The sequence below is a fragment of the Klebsiella sp. K5-204 genome, from assembly GCF_030128585.1.
GTDB classification, from domain to species: Bacteria; Pseudomonadota; Gammaproteobacteria; order Enterobacterales; family Enterobacteriaceae; genus Klebsiella; species Klebsiella quasipneumoniae.
This window is the reverse complement of the sequence record NZ_JAKUZS010000001.1, coordinates 616,644-631,372: the sequence shown is the minus strand read 5'-3', so window position 1 is coordinate 631,372 and position 14,729 is coordinate 616,644. Positions and strand designations below refer to the sequence as shown.

Here is a 14,729-nt window from a genome sequence, read left to right as displayed (position 1 = left end):
ATAAGCCGGGCGGCGACAGCGCCGGCCCGGCATCAACAATGGCGTGTTATCCTCTGGCGCGTTTCGCCGCCTGGTGGCCCGCGAGGGTGCCGAAGATGATGATATCCGCCACCGCGTTACCCCCGATACGGTTGCCGCCGTGGATCCCGCCAACCACCTCACCGGCGGCGTAGGCGCCGCGGATCGGCTGCCGGGCAACGTTCAGCACTTCGCCATCGGTGTTAATGGTCACGCCGCCCATGGTGTGGTGCACCCCCGGGGCGATACGAATGGCGTGGAACGGACCTTCGTTAATCGGCGCGCGCAGCGCGGTGGTACGGCCAAACTGTTCATCATGCTGTTTTTCCACCGCCCCGTTGTAGCACTCGAGGGTGGCGAGGAAGGCATGGTAATCCATCCCCAGTTTCTCCGCCAGTTCACGCGGCGAGCTGGCGCTGGTGACGAAGCCTTTGGCGATGTACTCATCGGCGGCTTTGTTTTTCGCCCGTACATGTTCGTCAAAGACGATGTACGCATAGTGTTCCGGCAGGGCGATAATCGCCGCGGAGACTTTATCGCGGGTCTCCATTTCGTTGAAGAAGCGGTTACCCTGCTGGTTGACGAGGATCGCCCCACCGCCGCGAATCGACTCGGAAATCAGATAGGAGGTCTGCTGTTCAACGGTCGGGTGAATTTGAATTTCGCCCATATCCACCGTGTCGGCGCCGATACGCTCCAGCAGCGCGATACCGCTCCCGGTGGCCCCTTTGTGGTTGGTGGTGACGAACCCTTCGAGGTCAGGACGATACTTCACCACCATCGCGCTGTTGGCGCTGAAGCCGCCGGTGGCCACCACAATGCTTTTGCTCTGGACTTCAATGATCTCGTTTTCGTCGTTGATCAGACGCACGCCGCTGACTTCATCGCCGCTCATCAGGATCTCTTCCACCGAGGTATCCAGCAGGACGTCGATGCCGCGTTTGGTGATGTTGCGCACCAGGCCGCTAATCAGATAGCCGCCGACCGCTGACCCGTCGCGCGGACGGTGGGTGCGGTCAATGCTCATCCCGCCGGTGGTGGTGATATCGTTGAGCATAATGCCGCGGTCAGCCAGCCATTCAATGGCTTGCGGGGCATTCTCCACGAAGCGGCGCAGCAGCTGCGGGTTGTTTTTATTGTGCCCACCTTTCAGGGTTTCCTGATAGAACAGCTCTTTGCTGTCCTGAATGCCTTTCACGCGCTGGAAGCGGGTCTCCGCCGCGTTCATCCCGGCGGAAGCCTTGATGGTGTTCCCGCCAATGGTCGGCATTTTCTCGACGATCAGCACGCTGGCGCCTTCGTCGTGAGCCTGAATGGCGGCCGCCAGACCGGCGCCGCCGCTGCCGACCACCACCACATCATAGCTTTTCGGCGCGGCGTCATTGCCGCCCTCTTCCGCCGCCAGCGCTTTGCTCGATTTCAGCATCGCTTTGGCGACCGCTTTTTTCACCGCCTCGCTCTGGCTGGTGGCCCCGGAAATAGCGTCCACGTGCGGCGTATTGGCGGTCAGAATACGTTCGCGGATCTCTTCGAAGCTGGTGGTGAACTCCACGGTCTGCACCGGGCTCGCCGCCAGTTCGATATCGGCGATATGGTCATTTTCGAGGCTGACGTTGATCACCAGCTCATTGGCGTCATCCTGAACGGTTTCAACAAACATCCCCGGCTTAAATTTGGCGTCGCCCATGCTCATGTCGCGGATCATCGCTTCCACCAGCGAGAAGCGCCACAGCGGTTCCGGAATATGCAGCGCCTCGCGCTGGGTGCTGTCGATAAACAGCTCCAGCTCTTCACCCGCGGCGATACGAGCCGCCCAATCCGGATAGGCGATGCAGGCGCGGCCCACGGCGATCAGGTCATAGCCGTGATCGAGGCCCAGCTCGGCATCGGCGACGTTAACCACCCCGCCGACACCCATCACCGGCACCTGAGCCAGAGTGTCAGAGCGCATGGCGCAGTATTTCTCAATCAGCGGCGTTGGGTCGCAGGTATCAACGATAGAGGGACGCAGAGTCGCGCCAACCGAGAAGTGCAGATAATCGACGCCGCGAGCGGCCAGTTTTTCCAGCAGATACATGGTGTCGTCGAAGCGGATCCCCGGGACCTCCATCTCCTCTGGCGAAAAGCGGTAACCGATGATAAAGGCATCGTCAGCGTACTGGCGGGCCATTTTATGGGTGATGTCGAGCACCGCCAGCGGGAAACGAGCGCGATTGTCGCGGCTACCGCCCCACTCATCGTCGCGCTGGTTGGAGTTCGGCGAATAGAACTGCTGAATGAGATAGGTGTTAGCCCCGTGAATTTCGACCCCGTCGAAACCGGCGAGGATAGCGCGACGGACCCCATCGCCAAACTTGGCGATCATGCCTTCCACTTCGTCTCCGCTCAGCGCCCGCGGCATCGCGGCGCCCTCACGCGGGGCGGCGATAGCGCTCGGCGCCACCGGCTGGCGACCGCCGATCAGCTGCGGGTCGACCATGCGGCCGCCGTGATAGATCTGCAGAATCGCTTTCGAACCTTCCGCTTTAATCGCTTCGGCGATTTTCGCCAGGCCGGCGATTTTTTCATCGTTATCGATACCGATAGCACCCGGGAAGGCCAGGCCGTAGTCATCAATAAAGCAGCACTCGACAATAATGGTGCCGATGCTGCCGGCGCGAGCGCGATAGTACTCCACCAGCTCGCTGGTGACAGTCCCATCGAAATAACCGGTGCAGGTGGTCATCGGCGCCATGAGCAAACGGTTTTTCAGCTCCGTACCATTTGGTAAAGTAAATGGCTGCAGAATTCGTTCGTTACTGGTCATAAGTTACGCTCCAGATTTTAAAATATTAAAAATTCAGAATGGGGTGACGGAATCATTAATGGTTGTGGTTTTTTAATTCCTGTTGTCATGCCAATAATATAACGGGTTTTTTAGTTACTAAATCAATTACGTTAGTTATAAAACTATTTAACCCCAGCAATAACATCGCTACCTCTATTGTATTATTAAAATACTAAATAGCATTTACATAATACAAATGAACGATAACATTTCAGATACTTACGTTAACATTCACAACGACCAAACTCACGCTCATTACAGTTATTATTCAGGAACTTACGAAACACATGGAAAAAATTAGCATTAATTGCTTATTTTTATTTTAACATTTACCGATATTTTCGCCAAAATAACACCTCATCACATAGGGTTATACTGATAATAAAAAAATAGTGAAATCACCTGCTTTTCTTGATCTTGATCAATTGCAACGGCCATTGAAAGCGCAATATATAAATAACCAATAAATTTAATTTAACGCCCATCAAATCGCGTTAAATAATCGCCCCAACGATACTCAGAAACGCAAAATAAAAACTAAAGAAACTTTTGTAATTAAAGAAACCACTGAGCACATCGCTGGCGTAAACGTTATTTTCAACAACTTGCAGATACTCATTATGAAAGAGAAAAAGACAACCATACCGCCTGCCGGTGCAGTCAATCCAACGACTGCGAATAAAAAACGTCTCCTGATGATGGCGCTGCCGATTATCGTTGCCGTGCTGTTACTCTTCGTCCCGGTCCCGGACGGCCTGCCGCCGTACGCCTGGCACTACTTCGCTATCTTCGTTGGGGTGATCGTCGGGTTGATTTTTGAACCACTGCCTGGCGCCGTTATCGGCATCACCGGCGTGGTGGTCATCGCCCTGTGCAGTCAGTGGCTGCTGTTCAGTCCGGAACAGATGGCCGCACCTGGCTTCAAAATGGCCGGCGCCTCCTTTAAGTGGGCGGTGAGCGGCTTCGGCAACTCCACCGTGTGGCTTATCTTCGGCGCCTTTATGTTCGCCGCCGGCTACGATAAAACCCAGTTCGGCCGCCGCCTGGCGCTGATTCTGGTGAAATATCTCGGCCGTCGCAGCCTGACGCTGGGCTACGCCATCACCTTCGCGGATCTGCTGCTGGCGCCGTTTACGCCGTCGAATACCGCGCGCAGCGGGGGCACCATCTACCCGATTATCGCCAACCTGCCGCCGCTGTACGGTTCAAAACCGAACGATCCGAGCGCGCGTAAAATCGGTTCCTATCTGATGTGGGTAGCGATCACCGCCGCCTGTATCACCAGCTCGATGTTCCTGTCGGCACTGGCGCCGAACCTGCTGGCGCTGGCGCTGGTAAAAAGCATCGTCGGTATCAACATCTCCTGGGGCACCTGGTTCATCGCCTTCCTGCCGCTTGGCGTACTGCTGATCCTGACCATGCCGCTGCTGGCCTACTGGTTCTACCCGCCGGAAGTGAAAGTCAATAACGAAGTGCCGCTGTGGGCCGCTCGTGAACTGGAAAAACTGGGCAAACTGTCGCGCAATGAGATCCTGCTGCTGGTGTTCGTCTGCTTCGCGCTGATGATGTGGATCTTCGCCGCCGACTGGATTGAACCGGCTCTGGCCGCCCTGCTGGTTATCGTGCTGATGCTGTGGACCGGCGTGCTCTCCTGGAGCGATATCACCAACAACAAAGCGGCGTGGAACACCTTTGTCTGGTTCGCCACCCTGGTGGCGCTGGCCGACGGCCTCTCCTCTACCGGCTTTATCGCCTGGCTGGGTAAAGAGGGCGGCGCGCTGATGAGCGGTATCTCCCCGGGGATGGCGACCATCGTCCTGCTGCTGGCGTTCTACCTGCTGCACTATCTGTTTGCCAGCACCACCGCGCACACTACCGCGCTGCTGCCGGCCATGCTGACCATCGCCGCCACCATTCCGGGGATGAATATGGAAGTGTTCGTTCTGCTGATGGTGACCTCGCTGGGCGTGATGGGGATCATCACCCCGTACGGTACCGGCCCAAGCCCGATCTACTACGGCAGCGGCTATCTGCCGACCAAAGATTACTGGCGCCTCGGCACCATCTTTGGCGCCATCTTCCTGGCCGCCCTGCTGCTGATTGGCTATCCGTGGATGTCCATGATGTTCTGATTCATAACCGCCGGGACCACCCCGGCGGTTTTATCTTTATGGAGTAAGTGATTATGTCGACTAAACCGTTTGTTTATCAGGATCCGTTCCCGCTGGCGCACGACGATACCGAATACTATCTGCTCAGCAAAGCGCACGTCTCCGTCGCCGAATTTGACGGCCAGGAAGTGCTGAAAGTGGAACCGCAGGCGCTGACCCTGCTGGCGCAGCAGGCCTTCCACGACGCCGCCTTTATGCTGCGCGTCTCCCATCAGCAGCAGGTCGCGTCGATTCTGCTCGACCCGGAGGCCAGCGATAACGATAAATATGTCGCCCTGCAGTTCCTGCGCAACTCGGAAATCGCCGCCAAAGGCGTCCTGCCCACCTGTCAGGACACCGGCACCGCCATCATCATGGGTAAAAAAGGCCAGCGCGTCTGGACCGGCGGCGGCGACGAAGCCGCCCTGGCGCAGGGCGTGTACAACACCTATACCGAAGATAACCTGCGTTACTCGCTGAACGCCCCGCTGGATATGTATAAAGAGGTCAACACCGGCACCAACCTGCCGGCGCAGATCGATCTCTACAGCGTCGACGGCGACGAATATAAATTCCTGTGCATGGCAAAAGGCGGCGGTTCCGCCAATAAAACCTATCTCTATCAGGAAACCAAAGCGCTGATCACCCCGGCGAAGCTGAAAAACTATCTGGTGGAGAAGATGCGTACCCTCGGTACGGCGGCCTGCCCGCCGTACCATATCGCCTTTGTCATCGGCGGCACCTCGGCGGAAGCGACGCTGAAAACCGTCAAGCTGGCCTCCACCCGCTACTACGACGGTCTGCCAACCGAAGGCAACGAGCACGGTCAGGCGTTCCGCGATGTGCAGCTTGAGCAGGAACTGCTGCAGGAAGCGCAAAACCTCGGCCTCGGCGCGCAGTTCGGCGGCAAATACTTCGCCCACGATATCCGGGTGATCCGCCTGCCGCGCCACGGCGCCTCCTGTCCGATCGGCATGGGCGTCTCCTGCTCCGCCGACCGCAACATCAAAGCCAAAATCAACCGCGACGGTATCTGGATTGAGAAACTGGAGAGCAATCCAGGAAAATATATCCCTGAACATCTGCGTCAGCAGGGCGAAGGCAAGGTGGTCAGCATCAACCTGAATCAGCCGATGAGCGAGATCCTGGCGCAACTGTCCGCCCATCCGGTTTCCACCCGCCTGAGTCTCAACGGCACTATTATCGTCGCTCGCGATATCGCCCACGCCAAGCTGAAAGAGCTTATCGATAATGGCGAGGAACTGCCGCAGTACGTGAAAGATCACCCGATCTACTACGCCGGCCCGGCCAAAACGCCTGCCGGTTACGCCTCCGGCTCCCTCGGCCCGACCACCGCAGGCCGCATGGACTCTTACGTCGATCTGCTGCAGTCCCATGGCGCGAGCATGGTGATGCTGGCGAAAGGCAACCGCAGCCAGCAGGTCACCGACGCCTGCCACAAACACGGCGGCTTCTACCTCGGCAGCATCGGCGGCCCGGCGGCGGTGCTGGCGCAACAGAGCATCAAGAGCCTTGAGTGCGTGGCGTATCCGGAACTGGGGATGGAGGCGATCTGGAAAATCGAAGTGGAAGATTTCCCGGCGTTTATTCTCGTCGATGATAAAGGCAACGATTTCTTCCAGCAGATCCAGACGTCGCAGTGCGCCGGCTGTAAACAGCACGGCTAACGCCCCCCTCTGGCGCTAACAGCAGGCCGTCGCCGTTCAGGTGACGGCTTTTTTTATGCCCGCGCCGCGCCAGCTTGAATTCACTTCCTGCCCGGCTATGCTCAACGACAAGTCGTCCCTTGGATGCTGAAAAATAACAATAATTCCCTTTCCCGGGTTGATGCTGACCCTCGGGTCGACCGGGACGATGCCCCAGCCGTCGCGCCGCAGGAGGGTGAGAAATAAGGATAACGTAGCGGCATTTCCGCCGGGTGGCGGCTGCGTCTTACCCGGCCGACAACGACTGCCGGGCAATCCGACCTGGACGACGACTCAACCCTGCGCGGCGTCAATGTCGTCAAACACCTGCTGCGCCAGATGCATCGTGGCATTGGCCGCCGGCAGTCCGCAGTACAGCGCAGAGTGCATGATCAACTCTTTCAGCTCATCGCGGGTCACCCCGTTGTTAAACGACGCGCGCAGATGCATCTTCAGCTCCGCCTCGCGATTGAGAGCAATCAGCATGGCAATGGTGATCATACTGCGGGTGTGGTGGTCGAGCCCCGGACGGGTCCAGGTCTCACCCCAGGCGTAGCGGGTGATAAAGTCCTGAAACTCTTCGTTCAACGGCGTCAGATGCTGCAGCGTACGGTCGACGTGGGCGTCGCCCAGTACTTTGCGCCGCACCGCCAACCCGTCCTGATAGCGCTGTTTATCCTCCATGGCGTTCTCCCTGGAAAAAGCTCAGCAGCGCTGAAGTAAAGCTTTTCGCCGCCTCAATGTTTGACAGATGCGATGCCGGCAGAACTACCACCTGGGAGGCGGGGATCTGCTGCTGCAGGAAATTAGCGTCACCGACCGTGGTGACAGGGTCACTTTCCCCGGCGATGATTAACGTCGGCAGCGGGATCTGCCCTACTTCGCCCCGCAGGTCGGCGGCGGCCAGCGCCTCACAGCAGGCGGCATAGCCTTCGGCGTCGGTATGGGTCAGCTGGTGACACAGGGCCTCCACCACCTCCGGCGCCTGCTGGCGAAACGCGTGGGTGAACCAGCGATCCGCCGCCCCGGCGGCCACCACCGCCATTCCCTCCTGGCGTACCGCCCGCGCCCGCGACAGCCAGCTGGCCTGATCGCCGATGCGCGCCGCGGTGTTCGCGACGGCCAGACCATAAAAACGCTCTGGCGCAAAGCGGCCCAGCCACAGACCGGTCAGACCGCCCATCGAGATCCCGCAGAACCAGGCGCGGTCGATATTCAGATGATCGAGCAGCGCAATCACATCTTCTCCCAGCTGGGCGAGGGTCACTTTGCCATTTTTCGTCGTTTTACCGTGGCCGTGGGTGTCGTAGCGCAGCACCCGGAAATGGGCGGTTAACGCCTCTGTCTGCGGCTGCCACATCGCCCGGGTGGTACCCAGCGAGTTGGAGAGAACGATAACCGGCGCACCTTCCGGTCCGTCGAGTTGATAATCAAGATTCATCATGTTGCTCCTGATAACGCGCCAGCACCTGGCGCACAAAGCGTTCGGCGCTGCCGGTCGCCGTTGCCGGGTCCAGCAGCGTGGTTAAGCGTTCGCGGGAGAGATACTGACTAACCTGCGGGTCTGCCGCGAGCAGATCGACCAGCGGGCAGTGGCGGTCCAGCGCCTGACGGCACAGCGCCTCAATATGATGGTGCGCCTCAGCTTTGCCGATGCATTCCGCCAGCGCCAGGGTCACCGCCTCAGCCATGATCAGCCCGTGGGTGATATCGAGGTCGGCGCGCATCTTTTGCGGGAAGACCTGCATGTCGCGCACCAGCGCCTCGCTTTGCGCCAGCGCCCCGCCCACCAGGGTAATCAGCTCCGGCAGGGTCTCCCACTCCGCCTGCCAGCCGCCCAGCGCCCGCTCGTGCTGCTGAATCTGGCAGGCGTAGAGGGTGGCCATCAGACCCGGGGTGCGCTGGGCGGCGGTCAGGATCGCCGCGCAGGCCACCGGATTGCGCTTATGCGGCATCGTCGACGAGCCGCCGCGCCCTTCCGCTACCGGCTCGCCCACCTCCGCCACTTCGGTCTGCATCAGCAGGGAGAAGTCGTTAGCGAATTTCCCCAGGGTGCCGCAGACGCCAGCGAACCAGGCGCCTGCCTCCAGCAGCCGATCGCGCTGGCTGTGCCACGGGGTATCCGGTAGCGACAGACCGAGGTTCTGCGCCAGCGCCTGGCCAACCGCCGGTCCTTGCGCTTTCAGCGCGTCCAGGGTCCCCGCGGCGCCGCCGAACTGCAGCACCAGCAGACGCGGACGCATCTCCCGCAGCCGCTGCTGCCAGCGCAGCAGCGCGTCGAGAGTGCCCGCCAGCTTCAGACCAAAGGTCACCGGCAGCGCATGCTGCATCCAGGTCCGGCCCGGCATCACGCTGTGGCAATGACGGTCGGCCTGCCCGGCGAGGGCCGCCAACAGTCGCTCAAGCAGTTGCTCGGCGGCATCCAGCGCCCCGCGCAGCTGGAGCACCAGCCCGGTGTCGATAGCATCCTGACTGGTGGCGCCCCAGTGAACGTAGCGCGCGGCGTTTGGATCCCGCGCTTTTACCTTGGCCGTCAGCTGTTTCACCAGCGGGATCGCCAGATTACCCGCCCCCACAGCCGCCTCGCCCAGGGCGGTAAAATCGATCGCCTCGTGGCGGCAGGCCGCGACAATCGGCCCGACCACCGCTGTCGGCACCATCCCGCAGGCGGCCTGCGCCTGGGCCAGCGCCGCTTCAAAATCCAGCATGCCCTGCACCCGCTGCGCGTCGCTGAACCAGTCGGTGAGCGGACTGCTGCGCAGCATCGGGGTCAACAAACTCATTCTGGCTCCTTAAACACGTTCAATAATCAGGGCGATCCCCTGCCCGACGCCGATGCACATGGTGCACAGCGCGTAGCGGCCGCCGGTCCGTTTCAGCTGGTAAGCCGCGGTCATCGCCAGGCGGCCGCCGGAGGCGCCGAGCGGATGCCCCAGGGCGATCGCCCCGCCGTTGGGGTTCACATGGGCGGCATCGTCCGGTAAGCCCAAATCGCGGGTCACCGCCAGCGCCTGGGCGGCGAAGGCTTCATTCAGCTCGATCACATCCATCTGGGCTAACGTCAGACCGGTCTGCGCCAGCACCTTCCGCACCGCCGGCGCCGGGCCAAAGCCCATAATGCGCGGCGCCACCCCGGCCGTCGCCACGCCGACCACCCGGGCCAGCGGCTGAAGATCGTTGGCCGCCAGCGCGGTTTCGCTGGCCAGCAGCAGCGCGCAGGCGCCATCGTTAACGCCTGAGGCGTTGCCGGCGGTGACACTGCCGTCGGCGCGCACCACGCCGCGCAGTTTCGCCAGCGCCTCCAGCGAGGTGCTGCGCGGGTGTTCATCGCGACTAAACCGCAGCGGCTCGCCTTTACGCTGCGGCACCTGGACGGCGATCAGCTCATCGGCAAAATGCCCAGCCTCCTGGGCCGCGGCGGTGCGCAGTTGACTGCGTAAGGCGAACGCATCCTGATCGGCGCGGGAAATGGCAAACTCATCGGCGACATTTTCCGCCGTCTCCGGCATGGAATGCACGCCGTACAGGGCTTTCATCTGCGGGTTAATAAAGCGCCAGCCGATGGTGGTATCCTCCATCTGCATGCTGCGGCTAAAGGCGCTCTCCGCTTTACCCATCACAAACGGCGCCCGGGACATACTCTCCACGCCGCCGGCGATCATCAGCTGCGTCTCCCCGCTTTTAATCGCCCGCGCCGCGACGCCGATCGCATCGAGGCTGGAGCCGCACAGGCGGTTGATGGTGCTGCCGGGCACGCTCTCCGGCAGCCCGGCCAGCAGCAGCGCCATCCGCGCCACGTTGCGGTTGTCTTCCCCGGCCTGGTTGGCGCAGCCAAAGATCACATCGTCAATGCGCGAAGGATCCAGTCCCGGGTTACGCTCCAGCAGCGCTTTCAGCGGTAGCGCCGCCAGATCGTCAGCGCGCATCGTCGCCAGGGTACCACCAAAACGGCCAAAGGGTGTACGCACCGCATCACAGATAAATGCCTGATTCATCATAGGTTCCTTACGCGCTTTCCGCCAGTTGTTCAAAGGTCAGCGTCACCGGAGTGATGCGCTGCAGCTCTTCAAAAGAGAGACCGTTAAAGATTTCCCGCACCACCGGGCCGCGGTCGGTAATGTCGATCACCGCCAGGTCGGTATAGATCCGGCTCACGCAGCCGACGCCGGTCAGCGGGTAGCTGCACTGTTCCACCAGCTTGCACTCGCCGTCGCGGGTTAGATGGTCCATCATCACAAACACCTGGCGAGCGCCGATGGCCAGATCCATCGCCCCGCCGACCGCCGGGATGGCGTCCGGCGCGCCGGTGCTCCAGTTGGCGAGATCGCCGCTGGCGGAGACCTGATAGGCCCCCAGCACGCAGATATCGAGATGGCCGCCGCGCATCATGGCGAAGGAGTCGCCATGGTGGAAATAGCAGCCGCCCTGCAGGAGGGTGACGTACTCTTTACCGGCATTGATCAGCTCGGGATCTTCTTCTCCGGGCTGCGGCTTCGGCCCCATGCCCAGCAGGCCGTTCTCGCTGTGCAGGAACACCTCTTTGTCGGCAGGCAGGTAGTTGGCAATCCGGGTCGGCAGGCCAATGCCGAGGTTAACGTAAGCGCCTTCGGGGATATCGCGGGCCACGCGCTGGGCCATTTCGTCACGGGTCAATTTTTGCATCTCGGGCTCCTCAGGCGCGTTGTGCGGCAGTCAGGTTTTCCAGCGAGAACACGCGCTGGACGAAAATGCCGGGGGTGATGATGTGTTCCGGGTCGAGGTCGCCCAGCGACACCAGCTGCGAGACTTCAACGATGGTGGTTTTCGCCGCCGTCGCCATAATCGGGCCAAAGTTGCGCGCTGCCTTGCGATACACCAGGTTGCCCCAGCGGTCGCCCTGGTGGGCTTTAATCAGCGCGAAATCGGCTTTGATCGGATACTCCAGCACATAGTGGCGGCCGTCGATTTCCCGTGTCTCCTTGCCTTCCGCCAGCGGCGTGCCGTAGCCGGTGGGGGTAAACACCGCGCCCAGCCCGGCGCCGGCGGCCTGGATCCGCGCCGCGAGGTTGCCCTGCGGCACCAGCTCCAGCTCCACTTTGCCGCGGCGATAGAGGTCATCGAAAATCTGGGAATCGACCTGGCGCGGGAAGGAGCAGATCATTTTGCGCACCCGGCCAGCCTTAAGCAGCGCCGCGAGCCCCACTTCGCCGTTGCCGGCGTTGTTGTTAATGATGGTCAGGTCGCGGGCGCCCTGGTCAATCAGGGCGTCAATCAGAAAGGTCGGCTGGCCGGCGGGACCAAAGCCGCCGATCATAATAGTCGCCCCGTCGTGGATCCCGGCGATGGCCTCGCTCAGCGTCGATACGCTTTTATCAATCATCAGGTCGCTCCATTGATGTGCGGTAATCGCACTTTTAATCGTTGTTCGCACAAAATGTGACCCGCTTAACGATGTCGGTCAAGGGCGATAATCGAAATATGGTGCGATAATCGAACATCGGTTATCTTTAGCGAAAGAATGTGATCGATGGCAAATATGGGGAACAGAAATGGACAAGCATCCAGACGATTTACTGACCGGCGACGGCGATCCGTTTAAGGGCGATCCTAACTTCATGGCCTCGCTGGCGCGCGGCCTGGAGGTGATTCAGGCATTCACGCCGCAGCGGCCCCTGCTGTCTATCTCACAGATCAGTCAAAAGACCGGCATTCCGCGCGCAGCGGTGCGCCGCTGCCTGTATACCCTGAGCAAGCTGGGGTTCGTTTATGCCGAAGACGGTAAGCATTTTCAGCTGCGGCCGCGGATCCTGGCCCTGGGGCACGCCTGGCTGGCCTCGACGCCGCTGGCGCGTTCGGCGCAGCCGGTGCTGCGGCATCTGAGCGAAATGCTCAATGAGTCCTGCTCCATCGCCACCCTCGACGGGGACGATATCCTGTATATCGCCCGCGCTTCCAGCTCGCGGATCATGACCATCGACCTCGATATCGGCAGCCGCCTTCCGGCGTGGGCGACCTCGATGGGTCGGGTGCTGCTCAGCCATCAGCCGGAGGAGAAGCTCAACGACATGCTGGCCCGGGTAACCATGATCCGCTATACCCCGCAGACGGTGGATTCGGTGGCGAAGCTGCGCGCCGAGCTGAAACGAGTGCATCAGCAGGGGTATGCCCTTAACGATCAGGAGCTGGAGATGGGCCTGCGCTCCCTCGCGGTACCGCTGTTTAACGCCCAGGGGCAGGCGCAGGCGGCGCTGAACGTCGGGGTGCATGCGGGCCAGATGTCGTCCCGCGAGATGATCGACCGCGTGCTGCCGGAGCTGCAAAAAGCCGCTCGCGAGCTGACGCTGCTGCTGCGCTAACGGCTGCGCTTGGCGTGCCGCTCCCAGGTCTCCTGCTTCGCTTCGGCCGATTTACGCAGCGCGACATAGCAGGCGCCGCTACCGCCATGATGTGGTAGCGCGGCGCAGAAGGCCTGCACCTCCGGCAGCTCTTCCAGCCAGCGCGCCAGATAGCTGCGGATGATATTGGCATGGGACTGGTCGTCGCGGCCTTTGCCGTGAACGATCAGCACATTGCGTAACCCCTCTTTCTGCGCCTGCACCATAAAGGCGAAGAGCATCTGCCGGCACTGTTCCACCGGCTGGCGCAGCAGGGAGAGGCTCGCCTGCTGGCTGTATTTCCCCCGCCGTAGCTTATCCAGCACACCACTCTGCAGCCCTTCGCGCTTAAACTCCAGCGGCGTGGCGAGCGGTACGATATCGAGATAGCCGGTAGTGAGAAAATTATCCAGTTGCAGGGTGTCGACGCGCTGCGGGGCGCGACTGTTGCGCCCGGGATGCCAGTGCACGTCATTGTTACGTTTCAGGGGCTGGACATCTTCCATGGCGTCAAGAAACAGGGATTTGTCATCAAGGTTCATGGGCTCTCCTCCAGCGGCTGTCGCCAGCTACTATAGCCGCCTCGCGCTCCCCCCTCAACGCGTTTAGCCCCGTCTGCTGGCAAAGTGAGCGCGACGGGCGGTTAAGGAAACAATTGTCGACTCTGGCGGCGAAACAGGGTGATTAATGACGCCGTTAGCGGCGTCTGCCGGGTGTCGCGCCGCTGGATCAGAAAATAGGCCGCCGTCGGCAACGCTTCGCGGACGGGGATCATCATCAGCTTGTCCGCCATCATCGGATCGTTGCCGAGCTCCACCGGCAGGATACTGAGAAAATCGCTTTTCACCACCAGGCTGATGCACGACGAGAAGGTCTCGCACACAATATCCACCTTTGGCGCCAGCCCGGCCTGATTAAACCGGTCCTGCAGCTGTTTAAAGTAGCTGCCACGCGGCGTCGGCATGGTCCAGTGGTGATCCATCAGCTCCACCAGCGAGGTGGCCTGCGCCGCCGGATGCCCCGCGCGGGCGAAGACCGCGAACGGTTTCTCAAACAGTTTTTCAAAGCTGAACTCATGGTCGTACGGCCCGGGATAGTAGGTGTTGATGGTGAAATCCAGCTCCCCCTGGCGCAGCTCATTGATCATCGCCAGCAGCTGGCCCTCCATGATCCGCACCTTCACCTGCGGATGCTGCTGATGAAAGCGGCAGATCACCGACGGCATCAGCGACCGGGCGACGCTGGCGCCAAGGCCAATATTGATCTGCCCGGCCTGCTCTCCCTGGCGCTGCAGCAGTTCATCCTGCGCCGCCCGCAGCTCCTCGAGGATCAGGCTCGCATGTTGATAAAAACTTTCGCCATCGTCAGTCAGCGCCACCCCCTGGCGGCGGCGGACGAACAGCTGAGCGGAAAGCCCCTCCTCCAGCTCTTTAATCGCTTTGGTCAGGGCCGGCTGCGAGACCGCCAGCGAGCGGCTGGCGCCGCGAATACTCCCTTCCCGGGCCACCTCGACGAAGGCGCGAATTTGATGAAATTTAATCTGAAATGCCATGCTTTTGGTGATAACCGTTGTTTATCAGACGGAAGAAAATGACATCTACTGTAATCCATCAGGCTGTGGCAGGTTAAGAGCGTTAAGGCCTGTAGCGCGTCAGTGATAAACAAAAGCTATCAC

At 60.6% G+C, this 14,729-nt stretch carries 12 protein-coding genes; 3 read left to right on the top strand and 9 right to left on the bottom strand.

From position 1 onward, the window contains the following. Positions 1 to 46: 46 nt before the first annotated feature. The gene (locus MKR05_RS03120; RefSeq protein ID WP_044522748.1) at positions 47 to 2,824 is read right to left on the bottom strand and encodes a flavocytochrome c; all 2,778 of its coding nucleotides are present in this window, start codon (positions 2,822 to 2,824) and stop codon (positions 47 to 49) included. A gap of 641 nt (positions 2,825 to 3,465) precedes the next feature. On the opposite strand from MKR05_RS03120, the gene MKR05_RS03115 reads away from it, so the two are divergent. Beyond that, positions 3,466 to 4,977, top strand: a complete 1,512-nt coding sequence (locus MKR05_RS03115) for an anion permease (RefSeq protein WP_049092623.1) — start codon at positions 3,466 to 3,468, stop codon at positions 4,975 to 4,977. A 53-nt stretch (positions 4,978 to 5,030) separates the two neighbouring features. Beyond that, a complete protein-coding gene (gene fumA / locus MKR05_RS03110) occupies positions 5,031 to 6,683 on the top strand; it encodes a class I fumarate hydratase FumA (protein WP_284118058.1) in 1,653 nt (550 codons plus the stop codon). Between the two features lie 312 nt (positions 6,684 to 6,995). Here the strand turns inward: fumA and pcaC are convergent, their stop codons facing one another. Genes pcaC through MKR05_RS03080 form a run of 6 tightly spaced genes read right to left on the bottom strand, consistent with a single transcriptional unit; the run spans position 6,996 to position 12,060 of the window. Beyond that, on the bottom strand, positions 6,996 to 7,385 hold the full coding sequence (pcaC, locus tag MKR05_RS03105) for a 4-carboxymuconolactone decarboxylase (RefSeq protein WP_023289519.1): 390 nt from the start codon (positions 7,383 to 7,385) through the stop codon (positions 6,996 to 6,998). Then, positions 7,375 to 8,142 (bottom strand): 3-oxoadipate enol-lactonase, encoded by a 768-nt coding sequence (gene pcaD / locus MKR05_RS03100; RefSeq protein ID WP_044522740.1) that lies wholly within the window; start codon positions 8,140 to 8,142, stop codon positions 7,375 to 7,377. The genes pcaC and pcaD overlap by 11 nt, the downstream gene beginning before the upstream one ends. Beyond that, positions 8,132 to 9,484: a 3-carboxy-cis,cis-muconate cycloisomerase gene (locus MKR05_RS03095; RefSeq protein WP_284118057.1), complete on the bottom strand. Its 1,353-nt coding sequence runs from the start codon at positions 9,482 to 9,484 to the stop codon at positions 8,132 to 8,134. Before MKR05_RS03095 ends, pcaD begins: the two co-directional genes overlap by 11 nt. Positions 9,485 to 9,493: 9 nt before the next feature. Further along, the gene (pcaF, locus tag MKR05_RS03090; protein ID WP_023289516.1) at positions 9,494 to 10,696 is read right to left on the bottom strand and encodes a 3-oxoadipyl-CoA thiolase; all 1,203 of its coding nucleotides are present in this window, start codon (positions 10,694 to 10,696) and stop codon (positions 9,494 to 9,496) included. A gap of 10 nt (positions 10,697 to 10,706) precedes the next feature. Beyond that, entirely contained in the window at positions 10,707 to 11,363 is a 657-nt protein-coding gene (locus tag MKR05_RS03085; protein ID WP_023289515.1) for a 3-oxoacid CoA-transferase subunit B, read from the bottom strand. 10 nt (positions 11,364 to 11,373) lie between these two features. Next, positions 11,374 to 12,060 (bottom strand): 3-oxoacid CoA-transferase subunit A, encoded by a 687-nt coding sequence (locus tag MKR05_RS03080; RefSeq protein WP_023289514.1) that lies wholly within the window; start codon positions 12,058 to 12,060, stop codon positions 11,374 to 11,376. Between the two features lie 169 nt (positions 12,061 to 12,229). Between MKR05_RS03080 and MKR05_RS03075 the strand changes: the two genes are divergently transcribed. Beyond that, complete coding sequence (locus MKR05_RS03075) at positions 12,230 to 13,036, top strand: IclR family transcriptional regulator C-terminal domain-containing protein (RefSeq protein WP_178944483.1); 807 nt, start codon at positions 12,230 to 12,232, stop codon at positions 13,034 to 13,036. Here the strand turns inward: MKR05_RS03075 and smrA are convergent. Beyond that, positions 13,033 to 13,596 carry a DNA endonuclease SmrA gene (gene smrA, locus MKR05_RS03070; RefSeq protein ID WP_032452707.1) on the bottom strand — a complete coding sequence of 188 codons (564 nt, stop codon included), beginning with the start codon at positions 13,594 to 13,596 and terminating at the stop codon, positions 13,033 to 13,035. The genes MKR05_RS03075 and smrA overlap by 4 nt on opposite strands. Before the next feature lie 101 nt (positions 13,597 to 13,697). Continuing rightward, positions 13,698 to 14,606: a LysR family transcriptional regulator gene (locus tag MKR05_RS03065; protein ID WP_044522727.1), complete on the bottom strand. Its 909-nt coding sequence runs from the start codon at positions 14,604 to 14,606 to the stop codon at positions 13,698 to 13,700. Positions 14,607 to 14,729: the final 123 nt, after the last annotated feature.

Bases quoted from the DNA above. Each gene is read 5' to 3' on its own strand.
- MKR05_RS03120 (WP_044522748.1), bottom strand. From the start codon at position 2,824: ATGACCAGTAACGAACGAATTCTGCAGCCATTTACTTTACCAAATGGT.
- MKR05_RS03115 (WP_049092623.1), top strand. From the start codon at position 3,466: ATGAAAGAGAAAAAGACAACCATACCGCCTGCCGGTGCAGTCAATCCA.
- fumA (WP_284118058.1), top strand. From the start codon at position 5,031: ATGTCGACTAAACCGTTTGTTTATCAGGATCCGTTCCCGCTGGCGCAC.
- pcaC (WP_023289519.1), bottom strand. From the start codon at position 7,385: ATGGAGGATAAACAGCGCTATCAGGACGGGTTGGCGGTGCGGCGCAAA.
- pcaD (WP_044522740.1), bottom strand. From the start codon at position 8,142: ATGAATCTTGATTATCAACTCGACGGACCGGAAGGTGCGCCGGTTATC.
- MKR05_RS03095 (WP_284118057.1), bottom strand. From the start codon at position 9,484: ATGAGTTTGTTGACCCCGATGCTGCGCAGCAGTCCGCTCACCGACTGG.
- pcaF (WP_023289516.1), bottom strand. From the start codon at position 10,696: ATGAATCAGGCATTTATCTGTGATGCGGTGCGTACACCCTTTGGCCGT.
- MKR05_RS03085 (WP_023289515.1), bottom strand. From the start codon at position 11,363: ATGCAAAAATTGACCCGTGACGAAATGGCCCAGCGCGTGGCCCGCGAT.
- MKR05_RS03080 (WP_023289514.1), bottom strand. From the start codon at position 12,060: ATGATTGATAAAAGCGTATCGACGCTGAGCGAGGCCATCGCCGGGATC.
- MKR05_RS03075 (WP_178944483.1), top strand. From the start codon at position 12,230: ATGGACAAGCATCCAGACGATTTACTGACCGGCGACGGCGATCCGTTT.
- smrA (WP_032452707.1), bottom strand. From the start codon at position 13,596: ATGAACCTTGATGACAAATCCCTGTTTCTTGACGCCATGGAAGATGTC.
- MKR05_RS03065 (WP_044522727.1), bottom strand. From the start codon at position 14,606: ATGGCATTTCAGATTAAATTTCATCAAATTCGCGCCTTCGTCGAGGTG.